Source organism: Celeribacter neptunius (assembly GCF_900113955.1).
Taxonomy (GTDB): Bacteria; Pseudomonadota; Alphaproteobacteria; order Rhodobacterales; family Rhodobacteraceae; genus Celeribacter; species Celeribacter neptunius.
Window position 1 is genome coordinate 282,422 of sequence record NZ_FORH01000003.1, and the last position, 16,640, is coordinate 299,061.

The 16,640-nt window shown below is 61.0% G+C and carries 12 protein-coding genes; 8 read left to right on the forward strand and 4 right to left on the reverse strand.

Annotated elements, in window-relative coordinates; genetic code table 11:
* Nucleotides 1–231 precede the first annotated feature (231 nt).
* Complete coding sequence (locus BM151_RS10130) at nt 232–4,515, reverse strand: ExeM/NucH family extracellular endonuclease (RefSeq protein ID WP_090060765.1); 4,284 nt, start codon at nt 4,513–4,515, stop codon at nt 232–234.
* A gap of 273 nt (nt 4,516–4,788) precedes the next feature.
* Nucleotides 4,789–5,703 (reverse strand): LysR family transcriptional regulator, encoded by a 915-nt coding sequence (locus BM151_RS10135; protein WP_090060575.1) that lies wholly within the window; start codon nt 5,701–5,703, stop codon nt 4,789–4,791.
* Nucleotides 5,704–5,917: 214 nt separating this feature from the next.
* Here BM151_RS10135 and BM151_RS10140 point away from each other — a divergent pair, with 214 nt between their 5' ends.
* Nucleotides 5,918–6,229, forward strand: coding sequence for a Dabb family protein (locus tag BM151_RS10140; protein ID WP_090060577.1), 312 nt, complete (start codon nt 5,918–5,920; stop codon nt 6,227–6,229).
* Nucleotides 6,230–6,272: 43 nt separating this feature from the next.
* On the opposite strand, the gene BM151_RS10145 is transcribed toward BM151_RS10140, so the two are convergent.
* A complete protein-coding gene (locus BM151_RS10145; protein ID WP_090060579.1) occupies nt 6,273–7,337 on the reverse strand; it encodes a maleylacetate reductase in 1,065 nt (354 codons plus the stop codon).
* Nucleotides 7,338–7,885: 548 nt separating this feature from the next.
* Between BM151_RS10145 and BM151_RS10150 the strand changes: the two genes are divergently transcribed.
* From BM151_RS10150 to BM151_RS10180, 7 genes are all read left to right on the forward strand, one after another.
* Nucleotides 7,886–8,977, forward strand: coding sequence for a ketopantoate reductase family protein (locus BM151_RS10150; RefSeq protein WP_090060582.1), 1,092 nt, complete (start codon nt 7,886–7,888; stop codon nt 8,975–8,977).
* 140 nt (nt 8,978–9,117) lie between these two features.
* Nucleotides 9,118–10,563 (forward strand): amidohydrolase family protein, encoded by a 1,446-nt coding sequence (locus tag BM151_RS10155; protein ID WP_090060584.1) that lies wholly within the window; start codon nt 9,118–9,120, stop codon nt 10,561–10,563.
* Nucleotides 10,564–10,741: 178 nt separating this feature from the next.
* Complete coding sequence (locus tag BM151_RS10160; RefSeq protein ID WP_090060586.1) at nt 10,742–11,035, forward strand: YciI family protein; 294 nt, start codon at nt 10,742–10,744, stop codon at nt 11,033–11,035.
* A 102-nt stretch (nt 11,036–11,137) separates the two neighbouring features.
* Entirely contained in the window at nt 11,138–12,277 is a 1,140-nt protein-coding gene (locus BM151_RS10165) for a sugar ABC transporter substrate-binding protein (protein ID WP_177213090.1), read from the forward strand.
* 123 nt (nt 12,278–12,400) lie between these two features.
* A complete protein-coding gene (locus BM151_RS10170) occupies nt 12,401–13,960 on the forward strand; it encodes a sugar ABC transporter ATP-binding protein (RefSeq protein ID WP_090060589.1) in 1,560 nt (519 codons plus the stop codon).
* On the forward strand, nt 13,957–14,991 hold the full coding sequence (locus BM151_RS10175) for an ABC transporter permease (protein ID WP_090060591.1): 1,035 nt from the start codon (nt 13,957–13,959) through the stop codon (nt 14,989–14,991). The genes BM151_RS10170 and BM151_RS10175 overlap by 4 nt, the downstream gene beginning before the upstream one ends.
* A 20-nt stretch (nt 14,992–15,011) precedes the next feature.
* Entirely contained in the window at nt 15,012–15,851 is an 840-nt protein-coding gene (locus tag BM151_RS10180; RefSeq protein ID WP_090060593.1) for an intradiol ring-cleavage dioxygenase, read from the forward strand.
* 32 nt (nt 15,852–15,883) lie between these two features.
* On the opposite strand, the gene BM151_RS10185 is transcribed toward BM151_RS10180, so the two are convergent.
* A complete protein-coding gene (locus tag BM151_RS10185; RefSeq protein WP_090060595.1) occupies nt 15,884–16,582 on the reverse strand; it encodes a helix-turn-helix domain-containing protein in 699 nt (232 codons plus the stop codon).
* Nucleotides 16,583–16,640 lie beyond the last annotated feature (58 nt).

The following is a 16,640-nucleotide window of genomic DNA, read 5'->3' on the forward strand; positions in this document are numbered from 1 at the left end:
CCAGTTGCTCCAAACCCCGCCCAGCCCAGCCATCGGATCGTCGCTACGGCACCGGGGTTAACGTCTGATAACAGCAACTGATTGCCATAGGGTGAACGCCCCCTGACCGGGAATGCCATCGATCGGCGCGGATGAGGACGCGGGCACAGGGCAAATCTCCCCCGAACCGGACAGCGAAAAGGCCGCCGCAGATCTGCGACGGCCTTCGGTTTTCATCCCTCGGATATTGGATCAGGCGACGGCCAGGCTGAAATCCAGCCCGACGATCAGCGGATCGTGGTCAGAAGAGGCATAAACCCCGTCATTGTAGAAATCCGAATTGGTGAAGCTGTCGTCATAGCCGATCAAATCCGGCTCGTCGGCGTTGATATGCCATTCGGTGACACCGGTGACATTGTCCGCCAGAGCGCTGTCGGCCAGGCCCTGATCGAGCGTGCCCTGCGCCCCGTCGAAGACATAGGAATAGGCCTCGTCCTGACCGATGAATTGATCGATCAGGTCGGTGAGACCGGCATCATCGTCAAGGTACTGGACCGCATCCTCTTCGGCATAGGAGTTCATGTCACCCAAGAGCAGATAGTTGCTCGTTCCACCGCCGTTGTACGCATTGGCGATCCAGTCGGCGAGTTCCGTAGCGCCGTCGAGACGGACACCGTTCCAGAACCCCTGACCGTCGCCCTGATCGAAGTTGGCATCGGCATAGAGATCGGCCAGCAGTCCCTCGACCGTGGCGTAATCCGCGTGCCCCGGGTTCGCGGACAACCAGCTCTCCGCCGCATCGGCTACATCCTGCAACCCGCTGTCGCCTTTCGATTTGAAATGCGAGGAAACGACGGTGAAGGTCTCGCCGGTGGCATTGTCCTCAAAGGTCGCTGCAACCGAAGGACGGTTGCGCTGGTAGTCCTCGAAGGAGTAGCCGACGAGATCGCCCAGCGTGCCGGCGATGGCATAGGTCGCATCGGCCGAAGTCTCGTCATAGACGTGATACTCGGAATGCAGGAGCGTCACCGAAGAGCTATCATAGATGATGCCGGTGGTGATCGCATCCGTGCCGATGAAATCGCCGGTGCCGGTCGGATCGACATAGGCATAGCTGGCGCCGGTGCCCTCGGCATTCAACAGATCGACCAGCGTGCCGATCGCTTCGGTGCCGTTGTTCTCGATCTCCTGAAGCGCAACGACCTCCGCCCCGGTGCCGATGATGCCGTCGACGATTTTCGACGACTGGCGGGCGAATTCTTCGACCGTATCGGCGCCGCGCGGATCAAGATCGCCATTCGGCCCGGTGCCCGCGCCAGAGACGTCGATCGTGGTGAAGAAGTTCAGCACGTTGTAGGAGGCGACTTGCAGCGTGCCACCGACATCCTCGGGCGTGGCGTCACGCGCGCCGGAATTGGTGCTCTCGACGAATTCGATCGTGTCGGTCGCGTTCAGGGTCCATTCGTCGAAGGCGAAGCTCAGGACACCTTCGACGGCGCCATCGACCTCGGCGCCCAGACGCAGGGTGGTGCCCGCATCGGAGAAATCATCGCCGCTGTCGAGAATGCCATCGCCATCATCGCCGGCGCCGCCCGAATAGGCCGCGAAACTGTCCGGGTTCTGGGTCGAGGAGCCGTCATCGATCAGCAGGCGGGCATTATCATTGGCCTCGACATGGGCCGCGATCTCGGCGGCTTGCGTCTGGGCGTCATAGATCTGCGTCGCCTGCGTCTGTGTGCCGGCGGAGACCACGATCTGACCGTAGCGGTCGAGATTGAAATTCTCGATCACGGTCAGCGCATCGGTGGTCCCGGTGGTGACCGAAAGACGCATGCCTTCGAGGGCTTCGTAATTCTGGGCGATATCGGGCGAGAGCGTCACTTCGGTCAGCTCCGGCAGGGTATTGCCAGAAGAGATGACATCGACCGAGCTCACCGAGGTAATCTCGGTCAGGCCGAAATACTCGGTCACCGAGCCGCTCACCTCGACCAGATCGCCCAAGGTGACGGCATAGCCCCCGCCGGTGTAGACGAAGATGCCTTCGGAGGTCAGCGCATTGCCATCGCTGTCGGCATCTTCCTCCTGCAGATAGAAGCCGTCAGAGGTGATCAGCGTGACAATGGCGGAGACCATCAGGCTCTCGCCCACGAAGGAGGAGCTCGCGCCCTCGCCCTGAATGGTGGAGATCAGCGTCGGTTCAAGCGGCTCTTCCACATCTCCCGCCGCATCCGGATCGGAGGTCACGAGCACATTGTCGATGAACAATGCTTCGGAAGAGGAATTGCTGTCGAATTCCACCACGAGCTGGGCGGTGTCAATCTCGGCGTCGATCGTCGCGGACAGGGTGGTCCAGGCGCCTTCGACCCCGAGATCGTCGATGTCCATGCCGGTGCTGTCCAGAAGCGAGATCCGCCCCTGATCGGTCTCGACATAGATATTGACCAGATCGTCGGCTTCCCAACCGGTGGATTGCAAGAAGGCATCGAGAGACACGGTCACCTCGCCCACGGCAGAGAGATCGAGCTCGTCGAAGCTCATCACCAGCATGCCATCGGCATCCGAGAGCTCGTAGCCCTGCGTGCCGTCGGTGAAGCTGCCGACCGTGCCGGTGTAGCTCTGCACCCCGACATAATCGCCGTCCGAAATGCCGACGTCCCCACGGGTGTTCACCCAAGAGAGATCATAACCCAGCTGACCGGCGGAGGCCTCGGTGCTGTCCACCGTGGCCAGACCGTCGACATTCACCAGATCGACCGTCTCGCCCAGCGCGACCAGAGACCCGTCCGCCGCGTCGAAATCGTACCGCCCCCCGGTCGCCTCGGTTTCGAAGCTCTGACCGATGGAATAGATCTCCTGAATGGCGACATTGTCGATATAGAGGTTTTCCGAGCTGGAATTGCTGTCGAGTTCGACGATCAGCGTGGCCTCGGTGACATCGGCCCCGAGCGTCACGCTCAGATCCTGCCAGGCGCCTTCGATGCCCAGATCGTCGATGTCCTCGCCCGTCGTATCCAGAAGCGTGACTACGCCCTGATCGGTTTCGACATAGATCTTGATCAGATCATCGGCTTCCCAACCGGTTTCCGCGACGAAAGCGTTGAGCGAGACTTTGACCACGGTGTTGTCGGCCCGCGCCGAGAGATCCACCGTGTCGAAGCTCAGACGCATCAAACCATCGGCGTCCTGCATCTCATAGCCTTGGGTGCCATCGGTGAACTGATCCACCTCGCCGGTGTAACCAGTGACACCAACATAATCGCCGTCGGAGAGGCCGGTATCGCCCCGGGTATTGACCCAGCTCGCGTCAAAGCCCAACAGGCCGGCGGAAGCTTCCGTGCTGTCGACGGTCGCCGCGCCATTGCTCAGATCAACCTCGGTCCCGATCGGCAGAACCGAGCCATCGGTGTCGGTGGCATAATATTTGCCACCCGAGCTTTCGGTCTCGAAGCTCTGGGTCAGACCGATCGGGTCCCAGAGATCGGTGACGGAGACGGTGAGCGCAGCGCTGTCGCTCGCCCCGAACTCATCGGTGACGATCACCTCGAGCTCATAGAGATTGTCGCCATCGGCATCGGCGGGCGCTTCGAAATCCGGAGCGGTGTTGAAGGAGATCTCGCCGGTTTCAGCATCGATGGAAAACAGCGCCGCATCGGCTCCGGCGAGGCTGTAGCTCAGCACCGCGCCGGTGTCGACATCGCTGGCGCTGACGCCAGCATCGATGACAGTGGTGTTTTCGTCGCTGGAAATCGCGGCGTCGCTCAGGCTCAGAACCGGCGCATCATTGGTGCCGGTCACGGTGACAGTGACCGTGGCCACATCAGAGCCACCAAAGCCGTCATCGACCGTGTAGGTAAAACTATCGGTGACCACCTCGCCCTCGGCCAGCGCATCGAAGGCCGCGCCCGGCAGATAGGTGATCTCGCCATTCTCGAAGCTGACCGTCGCGCCCAGCGCCGAGGTGGCATCCACGGCCGAAATCGCAATCTCGTCACCGTCGAACTCCAGATCATTCTCGAGCAGCGCCTCTTCCGAGATCACGGTCTCGACGTTCTCAATCGCCTCGACCGCATCGTCACCGGCCAGAACCGCATTGTTCCGCCCATCGAGATAGAGCGTGTAATCGTCAGCCTCGAAATGCAGCGCCTCGATGCTTTTGAGCTGGTCGACGCCGGTGACATTGCCGTCATCGTCATAAGTGGTGACCAGCGCGGTAGAGGCTTTCAGCCCCTGATGACCACGACCATGATGATGCCCGTGACCACGAGATGCGCCAAAGAGCGCCAGATCGATGTCGCGGATCGAACCATCGTAGATCACCGTGTCAAAGCCATGGCCACCATCGATCCGGTCATTCCCGAGAGAGGCGATGATCGTGTCGTCGCCGCGCTGCCCGAAAATGAAATCACGGCCATCCGTGCCGCTCAGCGCATCATCCCGCTGCGAGCCGAAAACAAAGGTTGGACGGGCATGACCCCAGGCCCAACCGTGAGAATGGCCGTTCGCGAAAAACAGCTGCGAGAATTTGTGATGGTACATACCAGCCCCCCAGGGAATCAATTGATCGAACACATGGCTCTCATCCTAGGGTGACAGGGATATGAAGCGGCAATCCCAAAGGTAAATTGACATTACGTCACCCAAGCCTGTGACTATTTTTTAATCATTGGTCAAAATTATCGGCGACCTCGCACACCAACCGATCCACGCCCCAAAGGCTGTGGAACATAGAGGCCAGCTCCCGGCCCACAAGGTAACAGAGATCACCGCCGCAGTCAGGCTGTCCCCGCTCGACACGGTCTGACGCCTCTCTCACGAAAGCCAGATGTCCTCGTAGTTGTTGGCCTTGAAGTGATCCGACAGGAATTCGATGAACAGCCGCGTTTTGGCGGGCATGTGCCGACGGGCCGGAAAGGCGATATTGATGGTAAGCTGCGGCAGGTCCCAATCATCGAGCACGCGGACCAGACGCCCGGCCTCCAGGTCTTGCTGCACGATATAAGACGGTTGGGCGATGATGCCCATGCCGTCACGCGCCGCCGCCATCAAAAGCTGTCCCTCGTTGCTGGTCAGCGTCGGGGTGACATTGATCGTGGTGCGGGAATTGCCCTTTTGCATGTGCAGTCTCAAAGGGTCGTCGGCGAGCATGTAGATCATCATGCGGTGACGTTCGAGGTCCTCAGGATGGCGCGGCATCCCCATTTCGCCGATGTAATCCGGCGAGGCGACAAGGCGGCGCCGGGTCTTGGCCAGCTTGCGCATGGTGATCGAGCTGTCTTCTTCGACGCGCCGGGTGCGAATGGCCAGATCGACGCCGGTCTCGATGATGTCGTGATAGCGGTTCGAGGCCGCGATATCGACATGGATGCGCGGGTATTTGCGGGTGAATTCCGGGATCAGTGGCATCAGGTGCAGCATCGAAAACGAGGTCGAAGCCGTCAGTTTCAATGTGCCCGAAGGCGAATGCGAAACACTGCCGACCAGGGCCTCGGCATCCTGGAGCTCCGACAGGATGGATTTGCCATAGGAACAAAACAGCTCGCCCTCCTCGGTAAAGGAAATCCGCCGCGTGGTGCGATTGACCAGGCGCACGCCAAGACGCTCTTCGAGAGAGGCAAGGTGGCGACTTGTGGCCGAGACGGATTGTCCCAGAATCTCGGCGGCCTTGCTGATGCTGCCCTGCTCGACGATCTGCACGAGCACTTCTATTTCCGTAAACCGATCCATGGACCTCCCCTTCCATGTTTGCCTCCACGTTTGATGTTAGCGATCACGACAGAAATAATCTCGGGTTATTATTGCAAAATAAGCAAATATCTTTTCCGAACCGGGCGATTTCTTTCGGAAGGCGGAAAGGTAGTTTGGGACTCTACTTGATAAAGAAAATGCGCGTTGCGGCTTTTGCGGTCCTCGCGCGCAGGCGCGTACTGGGAGGAAAATCGTGATCAAACATATCGTCATGTGGAACATGTCAGGGCAAACCGCAGAGGAGCGCAGCAAGGCAGCACAGGTCGTCAAAGAGAAATTCGAGGGCCTGCGGGACGCCATTCCCGGTCTCATCGAACTTGAAATCGGCATCGACGAAAGCGCCGTGGATTATGCCTGCGATATCGTACTCTATTCGGTTTTTGACTCCCGGGAGGCGCTCGCCGCCTATGCCAATCACCCGCTGCATCTGAAGGTGCGCGAAGATCTGGGCACCCTGCGGATCGCCCGGCATCAAGTGGACTATCGACCTGCGGCACAGGTTTGAGACCTGATCCAGCCCCTTCCGAAATCGGAAGGGGCTTTTCGCATCAATGCTGCGACGGCGGCCGGCCGTGGAAGGCATCCTCGAGCAAGAGCGTCAGCCCCTCACGGTCCAGCGGGCGCGGATTCCAATAGGGATTTTCCAAACTCAAATCGACGACCCGGGCAATGCCCTCTTCCGGCATCTCGAGCGCTTTGAGCCCCTCGGGCGCGCCAATCTCACACCCGATCTCATAGAGACGCCGCGCCGGATCATCCGTGTTCAGCGTCTCGCGCAGCCGCGCCATGACCTCCGGAATCGCCGGCGCCGTGTAGGCCAGCGCATGCGGCAGAACGATCGTGTGAGTCGCGGCATGCGGCAGATCGAAGGCCCCGCCCAGCGCATGGCAGAGCTTGTGATGCAGCGCCATGCCGACGGTGCCCAGACAGGTGCCGCAGAGCCACGCCCCATAAAGCGCGTCCGAGCGCGCGGCGCGATCCGCAGGGTCCTTGGCAATGCGCGGTAGCGCCTCGGTCAGAGCCCGCACCCCTTCCGCCGCGATCAGCGACGTGACAGGGTTCGCCTCCCGACAATAGAGCGCCTCGATCGCATGCGCGACGGCGTTCATACCGCTCAGCCCAGACATGGCGGCAGGCAGGGTCATGGTCAGATCGACATCATAGATCACCGTCTCCGGCAGCACCTTTTCGCTCCTGAGCGTACGTTTCACCCCATCGGCGGTTTCGCCAAGGATGGGTGTCATTTCGGAGCCGGCATAGGTGGTCGGGATGACGATCTGACCCAGATTTGTCCGCAGAGCCAAAGCTTTGCCCAAACCAATGGTGGAGCCCCCGCCCAGCGACACGATCCCGTCGGCCCCAACGGATTTCAGATATTTGAGCGCCTGTTCGGTGACCTCCGCGGGCGTGTGCATCCGAGCGTCGGAAAACACCCCGGCACTCAGATCGCCAAGCGTGTCGGACAGGGCCTGCACCTGATCGACCTGCTGCGGTGTGGAGAGCAACAGAACGCGTGTCATCCCGGCGGCCCGGATCTCCTCCCCCAGGGCCTCAAGCTTGCCAAAGCCGAACAGGATACGTCCGGGATTCGCGGTGTAGGTAAAGCTGTGCATGGTCTTCTCTCCGGTCTCGCGGGGGGATCGGCCAGGACGTCCTGTCGTCTCCCTCAGGGCGCGCGATGGTGTTTCTTTGCAGTCTTCCTCAGCAAGGATTGCGGGTGAAAACTTGGCAGCAGAAGCGCACATTGGGAACGTGGAAGAGGTGGGAAACATCTTTGCAAATTCTGCAATTATGCCGCTTTCGAAGGCTCTTTCGACAGGCTCACCTCCCCCCTTCCCGTTGCGACCAGGCGTCTGCGACACCAAGTCAAATAGATTATATCAAATTGATAACAATGACTTTATTTTCAACACCCCACCTTTCCGCAACTCTCGTTCGCATAGGTTCTCAGCCGCCAAAACGGTCCCACCGACTTATGCAAAATTTGGGGCAATTGGGCGCTTGGCACCCTCTCGCCCCCTGACGGCTCTCTGGACATGCAAAGATTTGCGCTCCTAAGATCAGGGCAACCGAAAGGCCGAGCACAAACGCACAAGTCGCCGCCTTTCATGACAGACAACAGCACCTGGTGGAGCAGGCGCCGGCTCAGGGAGGACACAGAATGACACAACCGCGGATCGCCTATCTTGGGACCGGTGCGAACGGCGCCGGGATCGCGGCGGACATGACCCGCGCGGGCCATGATGTGACCCTGATCGAGCAATGGCCCGCCCATGTCGAGGCGATGCGCGCGCATGGCATCATCGTCGAAATGCCGGGCGGACGGTCGGAGACGACGGAGGTCACCGTCAGGCACCTTTGCGAAGTGGCCCAATTGCGCCAGAGCTTCGATCTCGTCTATCTCGGCATGAAGGCCTATGATACCCGTTGGGCGGTCGAGTTGATCAAGCCGATGCTGGCCGAAGACGGTGTGGTCATCGGCATGCAAAACGGCATGACACGCGACACAATCGCCTCGATCGTCGGACCGGATCGCTGCCTTGGCGCGGTGATCGAGGTCACCGCCAATATGTACACGCCGGGCCGAGTCGACCGGCAAAGCTCGCGTGAAGAAAGCTGGTTCGCGCTCGAAGACAGTGCCGAGGTCGGTGCGGAGCGTGTTGCGCTGGCGGCAGAGGTACTGCGCGCCGCCGGGACCGTCGATGTTGTGGCGGATATTCACTCCGCGAAATGGATGAAGCTGGCGGTCAATGCCGCCGAGCTGGTGACCTCTGCACTTGTGGGCCTGCCGTTGATGCACGCGGCGAAAGACCCGGCGCTGTTGAATTTCATGCTGGCCGCCGGTCGCGAAGCGGTGGCCGCCGCCGCCGCGGACGGGGCGGTTTTGATGCCGATCCTCGGCATGCCCGAGGATGTTGACACCTCCGATCCGGCGGCCTTTGCGGATGCGCTTTTTGGCAAGGTGCTGTCGTCCTTCTGCCTGCCGGACACGGAAACCACCTGTTTGCAGGACTGGCGCAAGGGACGTCGCAACGAGGTGCACGGGTTGAACGGCCATGTCGCGGAAGTGGCACACAAAAACGGGCTGCGCGCACCGCTCAATGAACTCACCGTCGCCATGGCCGAGCGCATCGAGGCGGGCGAGATGCCCTTTGACGAGACCAACCGCGATGCCATGGCCGCCGCCTTGGCCGAACACTATCCGGAGCTTGGCAACCTTGCCGGGCTTCCTCCGCACATGGCCGGCGCCTGACACGCAGGGCCGCGCCACTCTGGCTCAGAAAGTCTGAGCACCACGAAATTTGAGCACAGCAAGAATTGCCGATCTGTCCCCGGGCGCCGCACAGCCTGCGGTCGGGACAGGACATGCACCGACATCAAGGGAGAGAGAGTATGACCAGAATTTTGATCAAGAACGCCGCCGTCGTGACGATGGACGACCGTATCGGCGATTTCGAGACCGCCGACATCCTGATCGAGGACGGCGAGATCAAGGAGATCCGCCCCGACATCGACGCGGAGGCCAGCGTGGATGCAAAGATCATCGACGCCGCGGGCATGATCGCCATTCCGGGCCTCTGGGATGCACACCGCCACACCTGGCAGACGGGCCTGCGCGGCATTCTCGCCGACGGGCGTATTCCCGATTACCTGCGCGGGTTCCGCATCCAGATGGCGACGCTCTATCGCCCCGAGGACATGTATGCCGCGAACTATGCCGGCGGGCTCGATTGTCTTGAGAACGGCGTGACCGGTCTGGTGGACTATTGCCACAACATCATCAACGAAGATTACGCCCGCGCCTCGGTCGAGGGGCTCAAGGCCTCCGGCGTGCGGGGTCTCTATGGGCATGGCATGGTGCCGGTGACGGAGAACACCTTTGCCGATGGGCGCGGCTTGTCCGAAGGCAATGAAAAGGCCGATCTCAGCCACAACTGGCGCTATGAGACCGCGCGCGAGATCCGCAAGGAATATTTCGGCGACGATGACCTTCTGCGCTTCGGCATCGCGCCACAGGAACTGGCCATCGCCCCCGCCGCAGAGGTGGAGCAGGAGTTCGATCTGGCGCGTGAGCTGAACGCCCGGATCACCTTCCACAGCAATCAGGTCGCGGTGCCCGACGGCGGGATGCGCGACATGCACACCCTGTCCGAACACGGGCTTTTGGGGCCGGATGTGAACCTCGTGCATATGACCTTCACCAATCCGGAAGAATGGGACATTCTCGATGGCTCCGGCGCCTCCGTGACGCTCTGCGCGGAAACCGAGATGCAGATGGGCATGGGCTTTCCGGTGGCCGTCGAGGCGACGCGCTATACCGAAGCCGGCCCGAGCCTCGGCATGGATTGCACCAGCAGCACCAGCGGCGACATGCTCGCCCACGCGCGTCTTGTGCTGCAATGCACCCGCTGGCATGGCGACGCGGTGCATTACGAGAACTTCAGCCACCCGAAAAAAATCCACTGGACGACCCGCGATGCGCTGGCCTGGGTGACGATCAACGGCGCCCGTGCCGCGGGCGTCGACGACATCACCGGCTCTCTGACGCCGGGCAAACGCGCGGATATCGTGCTCTTGGACATGCGCGGCATCGCCTTTGCCGGCTGGAACCGCAAGGACCCGTGCAGCATGGTCGTGTCGCAGGCCAACAGCCGCAATGTTCACACGGTTCTGGTGGATGGCAAGATCGTCAAACAGGGCGGGCCTCTGTTGCACGTCGATCCCGAGGCGGCGGTGGCCAAGCTCGAAAGCTCGCATGATTTCCTCAACGAAGTCATGGACGAAAATGGCGGTTTCATCCCGCAGCCCCCGGTGCCGCTGCCGCTTTACGAAGCGTGATGGCGGGAGCGTAGTTTTCTTGCGAAATTCGCAAGAAACTTTCCCGAAAACCCCAGATTTTCCCATGTTTTGGGAGATGGCATAGTCAAAAGGCCATAGTCATCAAAGGACCACAGGGGGCGACAGGCGTCGCCCCCTGCCAGACCCCGCATATCTGCCACACCGCGAAGGAGATACCATGCTGTTCGTTATCCACTGCCTCGATCACCCCGGCAAAGTCGCGGATCGGCTGGCGCATTATGACGCACACAAAAGCTACCTCGCCTCGGCGCCGGTCGCCTCGGTGGTGTCGGGGCCGCTGCTGGCCGACGACCACGAGACGATGATCGGCTCCATGTTCATCGTCGAGGCGGAGAGCATCGACGCGGTGAAACAGTTCAACGCGAACGATCCGTTCCATGCCGCAGGGATTTGGCAAGAGATCAACATTCATCCGTTCAGCATGCGCGTCGACAATCGCGGCGCCCGCTGATCGGGAAACGGGCCTGCGGGAGGGTGGGGCCGGATCAGGAAGTTCGTGATCAGAAAGCTCATGATCAAAAGGCTCATGAGAGCCAGTAAGGGAGGACGTACAATGACATATTCTTACACGGCCAAAGGACGGGGGGCAGCGCTTGCCACAACGCTCCTTGGCGCGGCCATGGCCGTCTCGGCACAGGCCGAAACCGCCGACATCGTGGCGCAATCGACCGAAATCGTCGAACAGGGCTACGCCGGTCTCTACGAGGCGCCGCCAAGCTCCGGCCCGGCCGCCGTCGAGGGCAAGAACATCTGGTATATTTCCTGCGGACAGGCCTTTGTGCTCTGCGCCCAGCAGGCCGCGGGCTTTGAAGAGGCCGCTGAACATCTCGGCTGGACCGTCAGCATTCAGGACGGCAAGGCGACGCCCTCGATTGCCAGCGACATCATCCGCCAGGCGGTGGCCGCCAAGGTCGACGGCATCGCCATCTCGGCCTTCGATTGCCCGGGTATCAAAAGCGCCCTGCTTCAGGCCAAGGCCGACGGCGTGCCCGTTGTCTCGGTTCAGTCGATCGATTGCAGCGCCGATGTGTTCGGCGCGGAAGAGCCGCTGTTCACCGCCTCGGTCAACATGCTGGGCTCCACCGATGCGCGGGATTTCTACTACCGTTTCGGCGAATTGCGCGCGCATTACGTGATCGCCAAGACCGGCGGCGAGGGCAAGATCGTCTCCATCGCCGAAACCAGCCAACAGGTTCAGCAGTCGAACCATCAGGGCTTTATGGACATCATCGGCAAATGCGAGGGTTGTGAGGTCGCGGAATCGACCTTCAACTTTGGTCAGGTGCCCAGCCCGGCAACGCAAATCTGGCAATCGGCGTTGCTTCAGAACCCCGATGCGGTGGCCGTGGAATACGGCATCGACGCGCTCATGGAGCTTGGGCTTCAGACCGCCGTGCGCCAAACCGGGCGGCGCGATCTGATCGTGGGCGGCGGCGAAGGCTTCCCGAACAATTTCGAGCAGATCCGCTCCGGCACGCAGACCTTCTCCATCGGGCTGCCGTTCAAATGGTTCGGCTGGGCCGTGGCCGACACGATGAACCGCGTCCAGGCGGGCGAGGCGCCGGAGGACATGCCGAGCCAAGGCACCGGGTTCATGTTCGTCGATGCGGAGCACAACCTGCCCGCGTCGGGGGAGATGCTGGAACCGCCCGTGGATTTCCGCGCCGCCTATCTTTCGATCTGGAACGGATAAACGAACGGTCGTGCCGGGGGCATCCCCGACACGCCGGGACATGTGGCGGCCTCTTCCCATACTCAGGCGCGCCACATGTCCCTCTGTGCCCCTGCGGCACAGCTCGGCAGGAGGAAAACCAACATGCAACACACAACAGACACGACAGGCCCGTCGCACGCCCTGCGCATCCGCAACCTGTCCAAATCCTTTGGCCAGACACAGGCGCTGGATGGGGTGTCCTTTGACATCCGCGCGGGTGCGGTTCACGGGCTCTTGGGCGGCAACGGATCGGGAAAATCGACCCTGATCAAGGCGCTGGCCGGGGTTCAGACGGCCGAACATGGCGGCGAGATCGAGTTTCTCGGCACCAAGGTCTCCGCCGATCACATGACGCCCGAACTGGCGCGGTCTCTGGGGTTGCGCTTCGTGCACCAGAACCCGGCGGTCTTCCCCGCGATGACGGTGGCCGAAAACATCGCCATCGGGGCCAAGTTTCCGACGACGGCGGGCAAAATCCGCTGGAAAGAGCTGCATACACACGCCCAAGAGCTGCTCGACAGGTTCGAGATTGCGGCCAAGGCCGATGATATCGTCGGCGATCTGCGACAGGCGGAACAGACGATGATCGCCATCGCCCGCGCGCTTCAGGACGCCGATAAAAACGCCGTTTCCGCGCTGGTGCTCGACGAACCCACTGCCTCCCTGCCCGACCATGAGGTCGATATTCTGCTCGACGCTGTTCGGCGGTTTGCGGCAGAGGGACATACGATCATTTACGTGAGCCACCGCCTCGATGAGGTGATCCAGCTCACCGATGACGTGACGATCCTGCGCGATGGTCACCATGTTGTCACCCGCCCGACCGAAGGTCTCTCGGAGACCGATCTGATCGAATTGATCGTCGGGCACAGCCTTGAGAAATCCTACGCGTCGGCGCATGCGAAAGCCCCCGTTGCAACGACGCAGCCGCGTCTCGAGGTGCGCAACCTTGCGGGCGGCCCGCTGCAGGACGTGAGTTTCGATGTCGCGCCGGGCGAAGTGCTTGGCATTGCTGGCCTCTTGGGCTCCGGGCGCACCGAAATCCTGCGCATACTCTTCGGCGATCTGGCGCATGAGGGTGGCAGTATTGCCCTCGACGGCCAGCCCGTTGCCTTCAAGGAAGTGCGCGAAGGCATGAAGGCCGGTGTGGCGCTCGTGCCGGAAGATCGCAATCGCGAAGGCGTGTTTCAAGGGCTGTCGGTGCGGCACAATCTGTCGATTGCCGATCTGGGCCGTTTTGCCCGACGCGGTCGGATCAATGGCAAAGCCGAGCGCAAGGAAGCGCTGCGCTCCGTCGCAAATTACCGGATCAAGACTGCCGACGACGCAGCGCTGATCTCGTCTCTCTCGGGCGGCAATCAGCAAAAGGTGGTGATGGCCCGCTGGCTGCGCCGCAAGCCGAAATTGCTTTTGCTGGATGAGCCAACCCAGGGCGTCGATGTCGGCGCGCGCGAAGATCTCTACGCCTCGATCCGCGGCAGCCTCAAGGACGGGATGTCCGTGATCGCCGTCAGCTCCGATTTCGATGAGCTTGCCCAGATTTGCGACCGCGTGATCGTCCTGCGGGACGGTCGCATCACCGATGAGCTTTCGGGCCAGGACATTAACCGACAGACAATGACCCATCTGGTTCTCGCCAGCAGCGGAAAGGATGCCGCATGACACTCGCCAAAGATACCCAAACCCTTCCTACTCAGGCTCTGAAAAAACCGGCCGGACAGGGCTTTAAAAGGACCGAATTCATCGAGCGCGCGGGGCTGATCCTGTTGCTGCTTCTGGTGATCGTGGTGTTCAGCGGGCTGCGCCCGAACACCTTCGCGACCTATGCCAATTTCCGCAGCATCGCGACGGTGCAGCCGGTGATGGCGGTCACGGCGATTGCCCTGATCGTGCCCCTGATCGGTGGACGGTTCGACGTTTCCGTCGGGGCCACCTTGGGCCTGTCCGCGATTGCCACCGCCTCCGCTATGAGCCATTTCGATCTGCCGCTTGTCGTCAGCATTGTCATCGGCATTGGCGCCGGCGCCTTGATCGGGGCGATCAATGGCACCATCGTGGCCTATCTCGGCGTCAACTCGATCATTGGCACGCTTGGGATCGCGACGATCCTTGGCGGCATCGTGACCGGCTACACCAACGGCATTCCGATCAGCAGCGGCCTCTCACCCGTCCTGACCAATATCTCGATCCAATCGGTGTTCGGCATTCCGGTGCTGTTCATCCTCATGGCGCTCATCGCGGCGGCGGCCTGGTTCCTGCTGACCCAGACGCCCTATGGCCGCAATCTCGCGGCGGTCGGCTCCAACGCCGAGTCCGCACGACTGGCAGGCATCCGCACCAAGCGAGTCGTGATGCAGAGCTTTGTCATCGCGGGCAGCCTCGCGGGCGTCGCCGGAGTGCTCCAGATCGGCGCACAGGGCAATGCAGGCCCGCAGCTCGTCGGCATCACCTTTATCCTGCCGGCACTGGCCGCCGCCTTCCTTGGCGCGACCACATGGGAGCCGGGCAAGTTCACGGTGCAGGGCACGTTGATCGGGATTTTCTTTCTCGGCACAACGATCAGTGGCCTGTCGCTTGTGGGCATCCAGCCGTGGATCACCGATGTGTTCAACGGGGCCGCCGTGGTGCTTGCGATTGCGCTTTCGGCACAGCTGCGCCGTCGCCGGACCGGGTCGCTGGAAATCGGCAGTTAAGAGCAGAATAGGAGACCAACATGAGCAAATATTTTTCCGAGGAGCGCTCCGCCGAGGTGGTGAACGCGCGTATGGGCGACGCGATCAATCCGCGCCTGAAAGAGGTGATGGCCAGCCTCGTGACCCATCTGCACGCCTTCGCCAAGGACGTCGATCTGAGCCAGGAGGAATGGGACATCGCCATCGATTTCCTGACACGGACGGGCCAGATCTGCACAGAGGAGCGGCAGGAGTTCATCCTGCTCTCCGACATCCTCGGGTTCTCGATGCTGGTCGACGCGATCAGCAACCGCAGGCCCGAAGGCGCGACCGAGAACACTGTCTTCGGTCCGTTTCATGTGGCCAATGCGCCGGTCCGTGAGTTTGGCGAGACCATTTCGCTCGACGGCAAGGGTGAGCCCTGTCTGTTCACCGGCAAGGTGCTCGACACTGACGGCACGCCCATCGCGGGCGCCTGCGTTGATGTGTGGAGCGACAATTCGGACGGCTATTACGATGTGCAACAGCCGGATATTCAGCCGAAATGGAACAACCGGGGCCGGTTTATCACCCGCGAGGACGGCAGCTACAGCTTTGTCGGCATCAAACCGGTGAGCTATCCGATCCCCGACGACGGTCCGGTGGGCAAGCTTCTGGGCGCGCTGGGGCGGCATCCCTATCGTCCGGCCCATATGCATTTCCTTGTGACCGCCGAGGGCCATCAGACCATCGTCACGCATACATTCGTCGGCGATGACAGCTATATCGGCGACGACACGGTGTTCGGCGTCAAGGAAACGCTGGTCGCCCCTTTCACCAAGACGGACGGTTCCGAGACCTCCTGGCTCTCCGAATTCGACTTCGTGATGGTGCGTGCATAAACGTCATGAACTGCGGCCGCACCGAGCATATCTCAATAAAAAGGGTCGTCCAAAAGACGATCCGGTTTTGCAAAACGCTCGAGGTCTGCCTGATCCGAAATCGTAATATGCTGCCCATCGATCGTGACGCCATACGCCTGCAGCCCCTTGAAGGCGCGGCTGAGGTTTTCCGGCGTCATCCCGAGATAGGAGGCTAAACGGCGCTTCTCGAAGGGCAGATCGAATTCATGCGAAACACCCTCACGTTTCTGATGTCGCAAGAGGTAATTCGCCAGGCGTTCAAGCGACGTGCGCAGTTTCTGTTCCTTTTGCGTCTTGATGACAGCGCGATAACACTCCGCCAGTTCAGTCACCATGGCACGCGCAAAAGCATTGTCCAATTCGAAGACCTTGCGCACATCCTCGCTGGGGATCAGGGCGACACGGCTCTTCTCCAATGTCCGCGCGGACATGAGATAAGGCGCATCCTTGATGGTTGCAGCCAGAATGAAGCTGTTCACAGGGCGAAGTGTGGCCATGATCGTTTCCCGTCCGTTCCAGCTGGAAAAGAGATCAACGGAACCGGACAGAAGGACGTGGAGAAAGTCGCTTGCGGCCCCCTCCTCGATCAATTCGAGCTGCGGCGGGAAATTCTGAACATAGGCACCCCGCATGAGCATCTGAAAATGCTCATCCGACATTTCTGAGAACAAGTGAAGCTCCCGCACATCCTGATGGGATAATGCTGGCATCGTGTTTCAACCTCCTGTTGCGCACCGACAATTGTCAGGCCTTGGCGCAAAATATGTC